This is a genomic window from Streptomyces sp. NPDC050416 (genome assembly GCF_044458845.1).
Classification (GTDB): Bacteria; Actinomycetota; Actinomycetes; order Streptomycetales; family Streptomycetaceae; genus Streptomyces.
Genome location: NZ_JBITII010000010.1, coordinates 293,756 through 309,057 on the forward strand (window position 1 = coordinate 293,756; position 15,302 = coordinate 309,057).

General features: G+C 71.5%; 15 protein-coding genes. 12 read left to right on the plus strand and 3 right to left on the minus strand.

The features are described 5' to 3' along the window. From ACIBL4_RS29345 to ACIBL4_RS29365, 5 genes are all read left to right on the plus strand, one after another. Window positions 1-1,293, plus strand: a complete 1,293-nt coding sequence (locus ACIBL4_RS29345; protein ID WP_399414853.1) for a M50 family metallopeptidase — start codon at window positions 1-3, stop codon at window positions 1,291-1,293. A 168-nt stretch (window positions 1,294-1,461) separates the two neighbouring features. Further along, window positions 1,462-2,619 (plus strand): flavodoxin-dependent (E)-4-hydroxy-3-methylbut-2-enyl-diphosphate synthase, encoded by a 1,158-nt coding sequence (ispG, locus tag ACIBL4_RS29350; RefSeq protein ID WP_399414801.1) that lies wholly within the window; start codon window positions 1,462-1,464, stop codon window positions 2,617-2,619. A gap of 181 nt (window positions 2,620-2,800) precedes the next feature. Continuing rightward, a complete protein-coding gene (locus ACIBL4_RS29355; protein WP_399414802.1) occupies window positions 2,801-3,649 on the plus strand; it encodes a GNAT family N-acetyltransferase in 849 nt (282 codons plus the stop codon). A gap of 30 nt (window positions 3,650-3,679) precedes the next feature. Next, complete coding sequence (locus ACIBL4_RS29360) at window positions 3,680-4,210, plus strand: GNAT family N-acetyltransferase (RefSeq protein ID WP_399414803.1); 531 nt, start codon at window positions 3,680-3,682, stop codon at window positions 4,208-4,210. 69 nt (window positions 4,211-4,279) lie between these two features. Next, window positions 4,280-5,980, plus strand: a complete 1,701-nt coding sequence (locus ACIBL4_RS29365; protein ID WP_399414804.1) for a proline--tRNA ligase — start codon at window positions 4,280-4,282, stop codon at window positions 5,978-5,980. A 39-nt stretch (window positions 5,981-6,019) separates the two neighbouring features. Here ACIBL4_RS29365 and ACIBL4_RS29370 read toward each other — a convergent pair whose 3' ends face one another. Genes ACIBL4_RS29370 through ACIBL4_RS29380 form a run of 3 tightly spaced genes read right to left on the minus strand, consistent with a single transcriptional unit; the run spans window position 6,020 to window position 7,935 of the window. Then, the gene (locus ACIBL4_RS29370) at window positions 6,020-6,919 is read right to left on the minus strand and encodes an aminoglycoside phosphotransferase family protein (RefSeq protein ID WP_399414805.1); all 900 of its coding nucleotides are present in this window, start codon (window positions 6,917-6,919) and stop codon (window positions 6,020-6,022) included. Window positions 6,920-6,967: 48 nt separating this feature from the next. Then, the gene (locus ACIBL4_RS29375; RefSeq protein WP_399414806.1) at window positions 6,968-7,432 is read right to left on the minus strand and encodes a ferritin-like domain-containing protein; all 465 of its coding nucleotides are present in this window, start codon (window positions 7,430-7,432) and stop codon (window positions 6,968-6,970) included. Further along, window positions 7,429-7,935 carry a hypothetical protein gene (locus ACIBL4_RS29380; RefSeq protein ID WP_399414807.1) on the minus strand — a complete coding sequence of 169 codons (507 nt, stop codon included), beginning with the start codon at window positions 7,933-7,935 and terminating at the stop codon, window positions 7,429-7,431. Before ACIBL4_RS29380 ends, ACIBL4_RS29375 begins: the two co-directional genes overlap by 4 nt. Before the next feature lie 206 nt (window positions 7,936-8,141). Between ACIBL4_RS29380 and rimP the strand changes: the two genes are divergently transcribed. The 7 genes from rimP (at window position 8,142) to truB (ending at window position 15,299) form a co-directional block, all read left to right on the plus strand. Next, window positions 8,142-8,642 carry a ribosome maturation factor RimP gene (rimP, locus tag ACIBL4_RS29385; RefSeq protein WP_399414808.1) on the plus strand — a complete coding sequence of 167 codons (501 nt, stop codon included), beginning with the start codon at window positions 8,142-8,144 and terminating at the stop codon, window positions 8,640-8,642. 2 nt (window positions 8,643-8,644) lie between these two features. Next, window positions 8,645-9,646, plus strand: a complete 1,002-nt coding sequence (nusA, locus tag ACIBL4_RS29390) for a transcription termination factor NusA (RefSeq protein ID WP_356925800.1) — start codon at window positions 8,645-8,647, stop codon at window positions 9,644-9,646. Window positions 9,647-9,747: 101 nt separating this feature from the next. Then, window positions 9,748-10,044, plus strand: a complete 297-nt coding sequence (locus ACIBL4_RS29395; protein WP_399414809.1) for a YlxR family protein — start codon at window positions 9,748-9,750, stop codon at window positions 10,042-10,044. A 148-nt stretch (window positions 10,045-10,192) separates the two neighbouring features. Further along, window positions 10,193-13,291: a translation initiation factor IF-2 gene (infB, locus tag ACIBL4_RS29400; protein ID WP_399414810.1), complete on the plus strand. Its 3,099-nt coding sequence runs from the start codon at window positions 10,193-10,195 to the stop codon at window positions 13,289-13,291. Window positions 13,292-13,606: 315 nt separating this feature from the next. Continuing rightward, window positions 13,607-13,900 (plus strand): DUF503 domain-containing protein, encoded by a 294-nt coding sequence (locus tag ACIBL4_RS29405; protein ID WP_356929477.1) that lies wholly within the window; start codon window positions 13,607-13,609, stop codon window positions 13,898-13,900. A 44-nt stretch (window positions 13,901-13,944) separates the two neighbouring features. Then, window positions 13,945-14,397, plus strand: coding sequence for a 30S ribosome-binding factor RbfA (gene rbfA / locus ACIBL4_RS29410; protein ID WP_351412812.1), 453 nt, complete (start codon window positions 13,945-13,947; stop codon window positions 14,395-14,397). Next, the gene (gene truB, locus ACIBL4_RS29415) at window positions 14,394-15,299 is read left to right on the plus strand and encodes a tRNA pseudouridine(55) synthase TruB (protein ID WP_399414811.1); all 906 of its coding nucleotides are present in this window, start codon (window positions 14,394-14,396) and stop codon (window positions 15,297-15,299) included. Before rbfA ends, truB begins: the two co-directional genes overlap by 4 nt. The last annotated feature ends 3 nt before the right edge of the window (window positions 15,300-15,302 follow it).

Sequence of the window (15,302 nt, forward strand, 5' to 3'; positions counted from 1 at the left end):
ATGTTCATCCTCGGCATAGGTCTCTTCGTGGTCGGTCTGCTGTTCTCGATCGCGTGGCACGAGCTGGGGCACCTGTCCACCGCCAAGCTGTTCGGCATCCGCGTGCCGCAGTACATGGTCGGTTTCGGCCCGACGGTCTGGTCGCGCAAGAAGGGCGAGACCGAGTACGGGCTCAAGGCCATCCCCTTCGGCGGCTACATCCGCATGATCGGCATGTTCCCGCCCGGCCCCGACGGCCGGCTGGAGGTCCGCTCCACCTCCCCGTGGCGCGGCATGATCGAGGACGCCCGTTCGGCCGCGTACGAGGAGCTCAGGCCGGGCGACGAGAACCGCATGTTCTACACGCGCGCGCCCTGGAAGCGCGTGATCGTGATGTTCGCGGGCCCCTTCATGAACCTCGTCCTGGCCGTGGCGCTGTTCCTCACCATCCTGATGGGCTTCGGTATCACCCAGCAGACGACCACGGTCAGCTCGGTCTCCCAGTGCGTCATCGCGCAGAGCGAGAACCGCGACAAGTGCGCGAAGGGCGACCCGGCCAGCCCGGCCGCCGCCGCGGGCCTCAAGGCGGGCGACAAGATCGTCTCCTTCAACGGCGTGCCGACCGACGACTGGAACAAGCTGTCCGACCTGATCCGCGCCAACCCCGGCAAGGAGGTGCCGATCGTCGTCGACCGCAAGGGCCAGGACGTCACCCTGCACGCGAAGATCGCCACCAACCAGGTCGCCAAGAAGGACTCCGGCGGACAGATCGTCGAGGGCGAGTACGTCCGGGCCGGATTCCTCGGCTTCAGCGCCGCCACCGGCGTGGTCAAGCAGGACTTCGGCGAGTCCGTGACCTGGATGGGCGACCGGATCGGCGAGGCCGTCGACTCCCTCGCCGACCTCCCCGGCAAGATCCCGGCCCTGTGGAACGCGGCCTTCGACGGCGCCCCGCGCGAGGCCGACTCCCCGATGGGCGTGGTTGGCGCGGCCCGCGTCGGCGGCGAGATCTTCACCCTCGACATCCCGCCGACCCAGCAGCTGGCCATGGCCCTCATGCTGGTCGCCGGCTTCAACCTCTCCCTGTTCCTGTTCAACATGCTCCCGCTGCTGCCGCTCGACGGCGGTCACATCGCGGGCGCCCTGTGGGAGTCGCTGCGCCGCAACACGGCCAAGGTCCTGCGCCGGCCGGACCCGGGCCCCTTCGACGTGGCGAAGCTCATGCCCGTCGCCTACGTGGTCGCCGGGATCTTCATCTGCTTCACGATCCTGGTCCTGATCGCGGACGTGGTTAACCCGGTGAGAATCTCCTAGTCACACGGCGTTCGTGGCGGCTCGGCATACTTTCTGCCGGGCCGCCTCCCATCGAGTGGCAACCCGGGTGGGATGTGCCCGCGCCAAGGCATGTGCCGTAATCTCGAAGCTCGGAGCCCGCTGCTCACGGGACCGGACCTTGATCCACGACTTGGGGTTGCACAGCAGATGACTGCGATTTCTCTCGGCATGCCGTCCGTTCCGATCAAGCTCGCCGAGCGCCGGAAGAGCCGGCAGATCCAGGTCGGATCCGTGGCCGTCGGCGGAGACGCCCCCGTCTCGGTCCAGTCGATGACGACGACGCGTACGTCCGACATCGGCGCGACCCTCCAGCAGATCGCCGAACTCACCGCCTCCGGCTGCCAGATCGTCCGCGTCGCCTGCCCGACCCAGGACGACGCCGACGCCCTCGCCACCATCGCCCGCAAGTCGCAGATCCCGGTCATCGCCGACATCCACTTCCAGCCGAAGTACGTCTTCGCCGCGATCGAGGCCGGCTGCGCGGCGGTCCGCGTCAACCCCGGCAACATCAAGCAGTTCGACGACAAGGTCAAGGAGATCGCCAAGGCGGCCCGGGACCACGGCACCCCCATCCGCATCGGCGTCAACGCGGGCTCCCTCGACAAGCGCCTGCTCCAGAAGTACGGCAAGGCGACCCCCGAGGCCCTGGTCGAGTCGGCCCTGTGGGAGGCGTCCCTCTTCGAGGAGCACGACTTCCGCGACATCAAGATCTCCGTCAAGCACAACGACCCGGTCGTGATGATCGAGGCGTACAAGCAGCTCGCCGAGCAGTGCGACTACCCGCTCCACCTCGGCGTCACGGAGGCCGGGCCCGCCTTCCAGGGCACGATCAAGTCGGCGGTCGCCTTCGGCGCGCTGCTCAGCCAGGGCATCGGCGACACCATCCGCGTCTCCCTGAGCGCGCCCCCGGCCGAGGAAGTGAAGGTCGGCCTCCAGATCCTGGAGTCGCTGGGCCTCAAGGAGCGCGGCCTGGAGATCGTCTCCTGCCCGTCCTGCGGCCGCGCCCAGGTCGACGTCTACAAGCTGGCCGAAGAGGTCACGGCCGGCCTCACCGGCATGGAGGTCCCCCTCCGCGTCGCCGTCATGGGCTGCGTCGTCAACGGCCCCGGCGAGGCCCGCGAGGCCGACCTCGGCGTCGCCTCCGGCAACGGCAAGGGCCAGATCTTCGTCAAGGGCGAGGTCATCAAGACCGTCCCCGAGTCCAAGATCGTCGAGACCCTGATCGAAGAGGCGATGAAGCTCGCCGAGCAGATGGAACAGGACGGCGTCGCCTCGGGCGAACCGTCGGTGGCGGTAGCGGGCTGAGGTTTTCAGAGTCGCCGGGTTTCCCTGCGTCCTGCTTGGGGGCGCGGGGAACTGCGCGACAAGCCACAACGAACCCGCACCCGCCGACAAACCCCCCGCTCCCGAGCTCGAAGGCGCCCCGCCCAAGCAGCGCAGCTATAGTGCGGAGACCAAGCAGACCCGAGTGTGTGAGGCCCCGCCCGTGTTGACGCAGACGACCTCCCGGGTCCTCGAACCGAGCGACCTGGACGCCGCGCTCGCCATACTCGACCGCGAGCCCGTCACGAACGCCTTCGTGACCTCCCGCGTGCAGATCGCCGGCCTCGACCCCTGGCGGCTCGGCGGGGAGATGTGGGGCTGGTACGAGGACGGCATGCTGACGTCCCTGTGCTACGCGGGCGCCAACCTCGTCCCCATCTGCGCCACCCCGCGCGCCGTCCGCGCCTTCGCAGACCGCGCCCGCCGGGCCGGCCGCCGTTGCTCCTCCATCGTCGGCCCGGCGGGCTCCACCGCCGGCCTGTGGCGGCTGCTGGAACCCCAGTGGGGCCCGGCCCGCGACGTCCGCCGCCACCAGCCGCTCATGGTCACCGACCGCCTGCCGGACGGCATCGCCCCGGACCCCTACGTCCGTCGCGTCCGCAAGGACGAGATGGAGAAGATCATGCCGGCGTGCGTGGCGATGTTCACCGAGGAGGTCGGCGTCTCCCCGCTGGCCGGCGACGGCGGCCTCCTCTACCAGGCCCGCGTCGCCGAACTCGTCGGCTCCGGCCGCGCCTTCGCCCGCTTCGACGCGGACGGCAAGGTCGTCTTCAAGGCCGAGATCGGCGCCGCGACCGACCGCGCCTGCCAGATCCAGGGCGTCTGGGTCGCCCCCGAGTACCGGGGCACCGGCCTGGCGGCCCCGGGCATGGCAGCGGTCCTGCGCTATGCCCTGGCCGACGTGGCCCCGGTGGCGAGCCTGTACGTCAACGACTTCAACACGGCAGCCCGCAGGACGTACCAGAGGGTGGGCTTCCAGGAGGTCGGCGCCTTCATGAGCGTGCTGTTCTGACAACTCGAAGCCCCCTGTAGGCTCCCCGCCATGGACCTGGTGATCGGCCCCCTCGACCTCTCCGCCCACGTCGACGAGGCCCTGGAAGTCCAAGCCGTGGCATTCGGGCTGGGCCCCGACGAAGTCGCAGTCCGCCGCCAGATCGTCCTGCGCCACATGACCTACCCGGGCGCCCGCGCCCTCGGCGCGACAGCGGGCGGCAAGCTCGTGGGCTTCGTCTACGGCATGCCCAACGACCGCGCCCACTGGTGGTCCACCGTCGTGGAGCCGTACCTCAGGGCGAACCACCACGACCACTGGCTCGACGACGCCTTCGTGATCACCGAACTGCACGTTCACCCGGCTCACCAGAACCGCGGCATCGGGCGTTCCCTGATCACCACGATCACCGACGACGCCGCGGAACCCCGCTCGATCCTCTCCGCGATCGACACCGAGAGCCCCGCCCGCGCGCTCTACCGCTCCCTCGGCTACCGGGACCTCGCCCGCCAGGTCCTCTTTCCGAGCGCCCCCAAGCCGTACGCGGTGATGGGCGCTCCGCTCCCGCTGCGCCGCCGTTAACCGATTTCCGCCGCCCGGTGCCCCCCGGATAACCTCCTGCCATCACCCACACGCAGCAGGAGCAGATCCATGGCGAACGTACCGGTCCAGCGCATGTCCCAGTTGATGGCGAAGACGTTGCGCGACGACCCGGCGGACGCCGAGGTCCTCAGCCACAAGCTCCTCGTCCGCGCCGGGTACGTGCGTCGCACCGCCGCCGGGATCTGGAGCTGGCTGCCGCTCGGCAAGCGCGTCCTGGCCAACGTGGAGCGCATCGTCCGTGAGGAGATGGACGCCGTCGGCGCCCAGGAGGTGCTGCTCCCCGCCATCCTGCCGCGCGAGCCCTACGAGGCCACCGGCCGCTGGGACGAGTACGGCCCCGAGCTGTTCCGCCTCCAGGACCGCAAGGGCGGCGACTACCTCCTCGGCCCCACGCACGAGGAGATCTTCACCCTGCTGGTGAAGGACCAGGCGTCCTCCTACAAGGACCTGCCGGTGATCCTCTACCAGATCCAGAACAAGTACCGTGACGAGGCCCGGCCCCGCGCCGGCATCCTGCGCGGCCGCGAGTTCCTCATGAAGGACTCCTACTCCTTCGACACCGAGGACGAGGGCCTCGCCCGCTCCTACGCCCTGCACCGCGAGGCCTACCAGAAGATCTTCGCGCGCCTCGGCCTCGACTACCGCATCTGCGCCGCCACCGCCGGCGCGATGGGCGGCTCCAAGTCCGAGGAGTTCCTCGCCCCGGCCGAGGCCGGCGAGGACACCTTCGCCGACTGCCCGAACTGCGACTTCGCAGCCAACACCGAGGCGATCACGTACGAGCTGAAGCCCGTCGACGCCGCGGACGTCCCCGCCGCCGAGGACATCCCGACCCCCGACACCCCGACCATCGAGACCCTCGCCGCCTCCCTCGGTGTCCCGGCCTCGGCCACGCTGAAGAACCTCCTCGTCAAGGTCGACGGCGAGATCGTCGCCGTCGGTGTCCCCGGCGACCGCGAGGTCGACATGGACAAGGTCGAGGCGCACTTCGCCCCCGCGGTCGTCGAACTGGTCACCGAGACGGACTTCGCGGCCCGCCCCGACCTGGTCCGCGGCTACGTCGGACCGCAGAGCCTGGACAAGGTCACGTACATCGCCGACCCGCGCGTCGCCCCGGGCACGTCCTGGATCACCGGCGCCAACAAGCCCGGCACCCACACCAAGAACGTCGTCGCGGGCCGCGACTTCGAGGTCGACCGTTACGTCGACGTCGTGGTCGTGCAGGAGGGCGACCCCTGCCCGAAGTGCGGCACGGGCCTCGTCCTCGACCGCGCCATCGAGATCGGCCACATCTTCCAGCTGGGCCGCAAGTACACCGACGCCCTCAAGCTCGACGTCCTCGGCCAGAACGGCAAGCCGGTCCGCGTCACCATGGGCTCCTACGGCATCGGCGTCTCCCGCGCGGTGGCCGCCATCGCCGAGCAGAGCGCCGACGACAAGGGCCTGTGCTGGCCCAAGGAGGTCGCCCCGGCCGACGTCCACGTGGTCGCCGCCGGCAAGGCCCTCCAGACCGAACTGGCCCTCGACATCTCCCAGAAGCTGGCCGCCGCCGGTGTCCGCGTCCTGGTCGACGACCGCGCCGGCGTCTCCCCGGGCGTCAAGTTCACCGACTCCGAGCTGATGGGCGTACCGCAGATCCTGGTGGCCGGGCGGCGCGCGGGCGACGGTGTGGTGGAGCTGAAGGACCGCCGCACCGGCGAGCGCGAGGAGCTGACGGTCGAGGAGGCCGTCGCCCGGCTCACCGCCTGAGTGCCCCGGCCCTGTGAGCGCTCCGGGCCTGCGGAGCGCTCACAGCCAGCCCGCGAACTCCAGCAGCAGCTCCGCGTCCCGCGGGCGTCCGACCCGCCCCGCCCGCACACCCGACTCCACGGCCCGGAACAGCGTCCAGCCGCGCAGCCGCTCCTGGTCCACGTCCAGCGACTCGGCCAGCCGCTTCACCCGTCTCCGGGTCGTCGCCGCGCCGGACGGCTGGGCGATCAGGTCCTCCACCCGGTCGCGGACCAGCCGGGCCAGATCGAACGCGCACTCGCCGACCACCGGGTCGGGCCCCACTGCCAGCCACGGCATCCGCTCCCCGGCGAGCACCTTGCTCTGCCGGAACGTGCCGTGCAGCAGCCGGTGTTCGGGCGGCGCGGCCAGCAGCTCCGCACGCGCCGCGAGCGCCACGTCGACCAGCGGCGCCACCTCGGGATCGACCCGGGCACGCGCCCGCATCGCCTCGGCCTGCCGCCCGGTCCGCTCGGCCACGGTCTCGAAGGGGAAGCCGGCGGGCGGCTCCACCCACAGCCGCCGCAGCGTCCCCGCCGCCTCCAGCAGCGCCTTAGCCTCCGGCAGCGACCGCACCGACACGTCCGGATGCAGCCGCTCCAGCAGCAGCACGCCCTCGGTCCGACAGGGTTCGAGCAGCTGTACGGCACCCCGCCCGGCCCAGTGCGCGAGCGCGGCCCGCTCCGCCTCCGGGCGGGCCCGGCCCGGCGCCAGCTTCAGCACGGCGGGCGTCCCGTCGGCCGTCCGCACCAGCACGACCAGGCTGCTGCGCCCGCCGGGCACCTGCACCCGCTCCACGGTCAACTCGCGTAGCGCGACGGCCTGCTGCGCCGCCCGGGGCAGCTTCTCCAGCCAGTCGTCACCGTCCGGTGCCGTCTCACCGAGCGCCCTGACCAGACGCTTCGGCGGTTCGAAAACCATGCGCGAGTCGTTCCCTTCGTGCTGTCCGCGGTGCGTGCCCTGCGCGGGTCACGCCGTCGGCGCCGCCAGGGGCGGGGCCGTGCCGGCCCGCTCGGCGAGCCCAGGGAAGGCTACGCTCTCGCCGCGCCAGCGCACCGCCCGCACGGCCGCCTCCCGCAGCGCCTCGGCCGCCAGGGCCCGCCGGGCGCCGCCCGCCGCGCGCACCAGGTCCGAGTACACCCCGGCCACCCGGTCCTCCAGCTCGGCGGCGAGCCGCACGGCCGCCGCCGCGTCCGGCACCGGGAACGGCAGCGCGTACCCGGCGGCCGCCGCCACGGGCCTGCCGCCCAGGTCCTTCACCTCGCGCACCAGCGCGTCCCGGCGCGCCCGGTGCGCGTCGTACGCCGTCCGTGCCTCGGCGCGCTGCCCCTCGCCGATCCGGCCGCCGACCACGCCGTAGCCGTACACCGCCGCGTGCTCGGCAGCCAGCGCCGCCTGCAGGGCCCGCAGCTCCCGGTCCTTCGCCTCGCTCACGCGCCACCCTCCGTCAGCAGATACACGTGCGCCGCCCCGGCCGCCGCCACCGAGGCCATGAGCCGCGCCAGCTCCCCCGGCACGTCGAGCAGCGCCTTGGCCCGCCGGTCGGCGAGCTCCCGCTCCGCGGCGGCGAGCGCGGCGAGCGCGTCCTTGTCGCTGCCCGGCACGGCGGTGGCCGAGGGGGAGGGAGACGTTTTCCGGCCCGGGCCCCCTCCGAAGGCCCGCGCATGCCGCACGGACTCCTCCCGCAGCGGGCGCAGCCGCTCCGCGAGCCCCGGATGGGCGGTGATCACGGCGTCGTACCGCTCCACCAGCCCCTCGCTGTCCCGAGCCGCACGCGCGCGTGCCCTGCGCTCGGCCACCGACGGGCCGCCCTCCGGGGCATCCGGACCGTCGCCCCCGGCGGTGCAGCCCGCCAGGGCGAGAGCCGCCGGGCCGACGGCGAGCAGAGTCCTTCTGCGCGGCCCCGACCGGGCGCGCGGCGATGAGGGGAACGGCACGTCAGACGTCCTCGGGGGGCTCGTACGAGAAAGAAACGACTCCAGGGGCTGAACGCCCGTGATCACGGTACCCGGGCCCCCGCCCGGGACCACTCAGCGGCACCGTTCGTCACCGGGTGGACGGCAACACACCCCGCGACCGGATACCCTTTGACCAGACACGCGACCCATCCCACAACAGCACACGCGGCCGAGGAGTCACCCGGATGAGCACCACCCAGAGCGAGAGGCTGCGAAAACTGCTGGAACCGCTCGTCACATCCCAGGGCCTGGATCTCGAAGAGATCGAAGTGGACTCCGTCGGACGCAAGCGTGTGCTGCGCGTCGTCGTCGACTCGGACACGGGCGCCGACCTGGACCAGATCGCCGATGTGAGCCGCGCGCTCTCGGCGAAGCTCGACGAGACGGACGCGATGGGCGAGGGGGAATACACCCTCGAGGTCGGCACCCCGGGCGCGGAGCGCCTCCTCACGGAACACCGGCACTACGTCCGCGCCACGGACCGCCTGGTGAAGTTCCAGCTGGCCGAGGGCGGCGAGCTGGTCGCCAGGATCCTCAAGGTCGACGACGACGGAATCGACACCGAGGTGCCCGGGATGAAGGGCCGCAAGGCCACCGCGCGCAGACTCGCCTTCGACGACATCGTCCGGGCACGCGTCCAGGTCGAGTTCAGCCGCAAGGACAACAAGAAGGAAGAGGAGGCGTAGCCGTGGACATCGACATGAGTGCCCTGCGGGGCTTGGTTCGGGAGAAGGAGATCTCCTTCGACCTGCTGGTCGAGGCGATCGAATCGGCCCTCCTCATCGCCTACCACCGCACCGAGGGAAGCCGCCGTCACGCGCGCGTGGAGCTCAACCGGGAGACCGGCCATGTGACCGTGTGGGCGAAGGAGGACCCCGACGACCTCGAGGAGGGCCAGGAGCCCCGCGAGTTCGACGACACCCCGTCCGGTTTCGGCCGTATCGCCGCCACCACGGCCAAGCAGGTCATCCTGCAGCGCCTGCGCGACGCCGAGGACGACGCGACGCTCGGCGAGTACGCCGGCCGGGAGGGCGACATCGTCACCGGCGTGGTCCAGCAGGGCCGCGACCCGAAGAACGTGCTCGTCGACATCGGCAGGCTCGAGGCCATCCTGCCGGTCCAGGAACAGGTGCCGGGCGAGACCTACCCGCACGGCATGCGGCTGCGGTCGTACGTCGTCCGGGTGGCCAAGGGCGTCCGCGGCCCGTCCGTGACGCTGTCGCGGACGCACCCCAATCTGGTGAAGAAGCTCTTCGCCCTGGAGGTGCCGGAGATCGCCGACGGTTCCGTGGAGATCTCCGCGATCGCCCGTGAGGCCGGTCACCGCACGAAGATCGCCGTACGGTCCACCCGGTCCGGCCTGAACGCCAAGGGCGCCTGCATCGGCCCCATGGGCGGCCGTGTGCGCAACGTGATGGGCGAGCTGAACGGCGAGAAGATCGACATCGTCGACTGGTCGGAGGACCCGGCCGAGATGGTGGCGAACGCGCTGTCCCCGGCCCGTGTCTCCAAGGTGGAGATCGTGGACATGGCGACCCGGTCGGCCCGGGTGACCGTGCCCGACTACCAGCTGTCCCTGGCCATCGGCAAGGAAGGGCAGAACGCCCGCCTCGCGGCCCGGCTGACCGGCTGGCGGATCGACATCCGGCCGGACACCGAACCGGCCGGGGACGACCGGGCCGGGGAATAGATCCAAGCCGCGGGTCGTTCAGATCACGACAGGTTCGGGCCCGCAACTGTTCGAATCCTGCCCCAAAGGGGTGAGGCGCCTACGGGGAGGTAGACTTAACGGTGTCTGGCCGGACGCGCACCCGAGTATGCCCTGAACGCACTTGTGTGGGATGTCGGGAGCGAGCGGCCAAGGCCGATCTTTTGCGGGTCGTGTTGATCGAGGGTGCATGCACCCCTGATCCACGCGGTACGCTGCCCGGCCGGGGTGCGTATGTGCATCCCACACCGGTCTGTCTGGACCAGGCGGTTCGCCGCCGGGCGTTCACGAGGGCACTGCGCGCCCCGGGAGCGCCCGACACAAAGGCGTTGCGCCGATACGTCGAGCAGACAACAGTTGCCGATCAGGCAACACGGTAAGAACGTGCCGTACGGAACCCCCCGTGCGGTCTAGGTACCTCGCGAGTCGAAAGCAGGTCGAGATTGCGATGAGCACTCGATGAGTACGCGATGAGTACGCCCATGAACTAGCGACGGTCCGGCTTCACCCGGACCTCAAAGGAGCGAAGTGGCTAAGGTCCGGGTCTACGAACTCGCCAAGGAGTTCGGTGTCGAGAGCAAGGTCGTCATGGCCAAGCTCCAGGAGCTCGGTGAATTCGTCCGTTCGGCGTCTTCGACCATCGAAGCGCCCGTTGTACGCAAGCTGACGGACGCCCTCCAGCAGGGCAACGGAGGCGGCAAGCCCGCCCCCGCACGCAAGGCTGCCCCGGCGAAGCCGGCAGCCCCTTCCCCGGCGCAGGCTGCCCGTCCGGCCGCCCCGCGCCCGCCGGCCCCCAAGCCGGCAGCCGCCGAAAAGCCCGCGGCTCCGGCCGCACCGGCCACTCCCGGCCCCCGTCCCACCCCGGGCCCGAAGCCCGCGCCGCGGCCCGCCCCGGCGTCCCCGGCTCCGACCGCGCCCGAGTTCACGGCACCCCCGTCGGCTCCCTCCTCGCAGGGCTCGTCGCAAGGTTCCGGTCCGCGTCCGGGCGCCCCGCGTCCGGCCGGCCAGTCGCCGCGCCCGGGTGCCCCGCGTCCGGGTGGTTCCGGCCAGGGCCGTGGTGACCGCGGCGAGCGCCCCGGCGCCTCGCGTCCGGGTGGCGGCGCCCCGCGTCCCGGTGCCCGTCCGGCGGGTCCCCGCCCGGGCAACAACCCGTTCACCTCTGGTGGTTCCACCGGCATGGCGCGCCCCCAGGCGCCCCGTCCGGGCGGTGCCCCGCGTCCCGGCGGCCCCGGTGCCCCCGGCGGCGCGCCGCGTCCGCAGGGCCAGGGCCAGGGCGGTCCTCGTCCGCAGGGTGCGGGCGGCGGTCCTCGTCCGCAGGCTCCGGGCGGCGCGCGTCCCACTCCGGGCGGCATGCCCCGTCCGCAGGGCGGCGGTCCGCGTCCCGGCGGCGGTCCCGGCGGCGGTCCCGGCGGTCCGCGTCCCAACCCCGGCATGATGCCGCAGCGTCCGGCTGCCGGTCCGCGTCCCGGTGGCGGTGGCCCCGGCGGCCGCGGTCCCGGTGGCGGAGGTCGTCCCGGTGGCGGCGGCGGTCGCCCGGGTGGCGGCGGCTTCGCGGGTCGTCCCGGTGGCGGCGGTGGCGGTTTCGCCGGCCGTCCCGGTGGTCCCGGTGGCGGTGGCGGCGGTTTCGCCGGCCGTCCCGGTGGCGGCGGTGGCCGTCCCGGCTTCGGCGGTCGTCCCGGTGGTCCCGGTGGCCGTGGTGGCACGCAGGGCGCCTTCGGCCGTCCCGGCGGTCCCGCGCGTCGTGGCCGCAAGTCGAAGCGGCAGCGCCGTCAGGAGTACGAGGCCATGCAGGCCCCGTCGGTCGGCGGTGTGATGCTGCCTCGCGGCAACGGCGAGACCGTTCGCCTGTCGCGCGGTGCCTCGCTCACCGACTTCGCGGAGAAGATCAACGCCAACCCGGCGTCGCTCGTCGCGGTCATGATGAACCTCGGCGAGATGGTCACGGCCACGCAGTCCGTCTCCGACGAGACGCTCCAGCTCCTCGCCGACGAGATGAACTACACGGTTCAGATCGTCAGCCCGGAGGAGGAGGACCGCGAGCTCCTCGAGTCCTTCGACATCGAGTTCGGCGAGGACGAGGGCGACGAGGAGGACCTGATGGTCCGCCCGCCGGTCGTCACCGTCATGGGTCACGTCGACCACGGTAAGACCCGGCTCCTCGACGCCATCCGCAAGACGAACGTCATCGCGGGCGAGGCCGGCGGCATCACCCAGCACATCGGTGCCTACCAGGTCGCGACCGAGGTCAACGACGAAGAGCGCAAGATCACCTTCATCGACACCCCGGGTCACGAGGCGTTCACCGCCATGCGTGCCCGTGGTGCGCGGTCGACGGACATCGCGATCCTCGTCGTCGCGGCCAACGACGGCGTCATGCCGCAGACGGTCGAGGCGCTCAACCACGCCAAGGCGGCCGACGTCCCGATCGTCGTCGCGGTCAACAAGATCGACGTCGAGGGTGCGGACCCGACCAAGGTGCGCGGTCAGCTGACCGAGTACGGCCTCGTGGCCGAGGAGTACGGCGGCGACACCATGTTCGTCGACATCTCCGCCAAGCAGGGGCTGAACATCGACTCCCTGCTGGAGGCCGTGGTCCTCACGGCCGATGCCTCGCTCGACCTTCGGGCCAACCCGAACCAGGACGCGCAGGGCATCGCGATCGAGTCCCGTCTCGACCGCGGCCGTGGTGCCGTGTCGACGGTCCTCGTCCAGCGCGGCACGCTGCGGGTCGGCGACACCATGGTGGTCGGCGACGCGTACGGCCGGGTCCGGGCGATGCACGACGACAACGGCAACCTCGTCACCGAGGCCGGCCCGTCGACGCCGGTGCAGGTCCTGGGTCTGACCAACGTCCCGGGTGCCGGCGACAACTTCCTCGTCGTCGACGAGGACCGTACGGCCCGTCAGATCGCGGAGAAGCGTGCGGCGCGCGAGCGCAACGCGGCCTTCGCGAAGCGCACGCGCCGTGTGTCGCTGGAGGACCTGGACAAGGTGCTGAAGGCCGGCGAGGTCCAGCAGCTGAACCTGATCATCAAGGGTGACGCTTCCGGTTCCGTCGAGGCACTCGAGTCCTCCCTGCTCCAGCTGGACGTCGGCGAAGAGGTCGACATCCGCGTCCTGCACCGCGGCGTCGGTGCGGTCACGGAGTCCGACATCGACCTGGCGATGGGCTCGGACGCCATCGTGATCGGCTTCAACGTGCGCGCCGCCGGGCGTGCGCAGCAGATGGCCGAGCGCGAGGGCGTGGACGTCCGGTACTACTCGGTCATCTACCAGGCGATCGAGGAGATCGAGGCGGCCCTCAAGGGCATGCTCAAGCCGGAGTACGAAGAGGTCGAGCTCGGTACGGCGGAGATCCGCGAGGTCTTCAAGTCGTCCAAGCTGGGCAACATCGCGGGTGTTCTCATCCGCTCCGGCGAGGTCAGGCGCAACACCAAGGCCCGCCTCATCCGCGACGGCAAGGTGGTCGCGGAGAACCTCAACATCGAGGGCCTGCGTCGCTTCAAGGACGACGTCACCGAGATCCGCGAAGGGTTCGAGGGCGGTATCAACCTCGGCAACTTCAACGACATCAAGGTCGACGACGTCATCGCGACGTACGAGATGCGCGAGAAGCCGCGGGTGTAACCCACGGTTCCCAGACCGGCCGACGGGGCCCCGCCCCGTCGGCCGGCTGGCCGTTTGTCCCTCCTGCGGAGCTGATCGACGCACACCCGCCCTGGTACGCGGCGCGAAGCTCCGCGAGGGGTGCGGGGGACGCAGTCCCCGCCGGGTTCCGGGGCGGAGCCCCGGGGGCAGCGCCTCCTGGCCGACCGTGTCGGGCGGGTGGGCGGGCAAAGGAAAACCCCGTCGAGCCACCGGACGGTACGCGGTACCGTTCTTGATGTCCCTGCCCCAACCGCAGGGCCATCGATCCCGTACCGGCGGGTCATCCGGATACACATGTACGTGGGGACTCTGTCCTTCGACCTGCTCCTCGGCGACGTACGGTCGCTGAAGGAGAAGCGCTCCGTCGTCCGCCCCATCGTCGCCGAGCTCCAGCGCAAGTACGCGGTGAGCGCGGCCGAGGTGGATCACATGGACCTCCACCGCAGGGCCGTCATCGGCCTCGCGCTGGTGTCCGGCGACGCGGGGCACGTGAGCGAGGTCCTCGACCGGTGCGAACGGCTGGTCGCCGCCCGCCCCGAGGTGGAGCTGCTGTCCGTGAGGCGGCGCTTCCACGGCGAAGACGACTGACGAACCGAGAACGACCCAGACAGGAAAGAACGGGAGACGGACCAGTGGCCGACAACGCGCGGGCCAAGAGGCTGGCGGACCTCATCCGGGAAGTGGTGGCCCAGAAGCTGCAACGTGGGATCAAGGACCCGCGGCTCGGCTCGCACGTCACCATCACGGACACGCGGGTCACGGGCGATCTGCGGGAGGCGACCGTCTTCTACACCGTGTACGGGGACGAAGAGGAGCGGAACGCCGCCGCGGCCGGGCTGGAGAGCGCCAAGGGCGTCCTGCGCTCCGAGGTCGGCCGGGCCGCCGGCGTGAAGTTCACGCCGACCCTGACCTTCGTCATGGACGCCCTCCCGGACACCGCGCGCGCCATCGAGGACCTCCTCGACAAGGCGCGCCAGTCCGACGAGAAGGTGCGGGAGGCCTCCGCGGGCGCGAAGTACGCCGGCGACGCCGACCCGTACCGCAAGCCGGACGAGGACGACGAGACGGACGACACCGCCGAATGACCCAGAAGCACACCACGCCCGACGGCCTCGTCATCGTCGACAAGCCGTCGGGCTTCACTTCGCACGACGTCGTCGCCAAGATGCGCGGCATCGCCAGAACGCGACGCGTCGGGCACGCCGGCACCCTCGACCCGATGGCGACGGGCGTGCTCGTCCTCGGCGTCGAGAGGGCCACCAAGCTCCTCGGTCACCTCGCGCTGACCGAGAAGGAGTACCTGGGCACGATCCGGCTCGGGCAGAACACCCTCACCGACGACGCCGAGGGCGAGATCACCTCCTCCACGGATGCCTCCCAGGTCACCCGCGACGCCATCGACGCCGGCATCGCCAAGCTGACCGGCGACATCATGCAGGTGCCGTCCAAGGTCAGCGCCATCAAGATCAACGGCGTGCGCTCCTACAAGCGGGCCAGGGACGGCGAGGAGTTCGACATCCCGGCCCGGCCCGTCACGGTCTCCTCCTTCGGCGTGTACGACGTCCGGGAGGCAGTCGCCGAGGACGGCACGGCCGTACTCGACCTGGTCGTCTCCGTCGTCTGCTCCTCCGGCACGTACATCCGGGCCCTCGCCCGCGACCTGGGCGCCGACCTCGGCGTCGGCGGGCATCTCACCGCCCTGCGCCGCACCCGCGTCGGCCCCTACAAGCTGGACGCGGCCCGCACCCTGGACCAGCTCCAGCAGGAGCTGACCGTGATGCCGGTCGCCGAGGCCGCCGCGGCCGCGTTCCGCCGCTGGGACGTCGACGCCCGGCGGGCCAAGCTGCTCACCAACGGCGTACGGCTGGAGATGCCCGAGGAGTACGCGGGCTCCGGGCCCGTCGCCGTCTTCGACCCGGAGGGCCGCTTCCTCGCCCTCGTCGAGGAGCACCGGGGCAAGGCCAAGAGCCTGGCCGTCTTCGGCTGACGG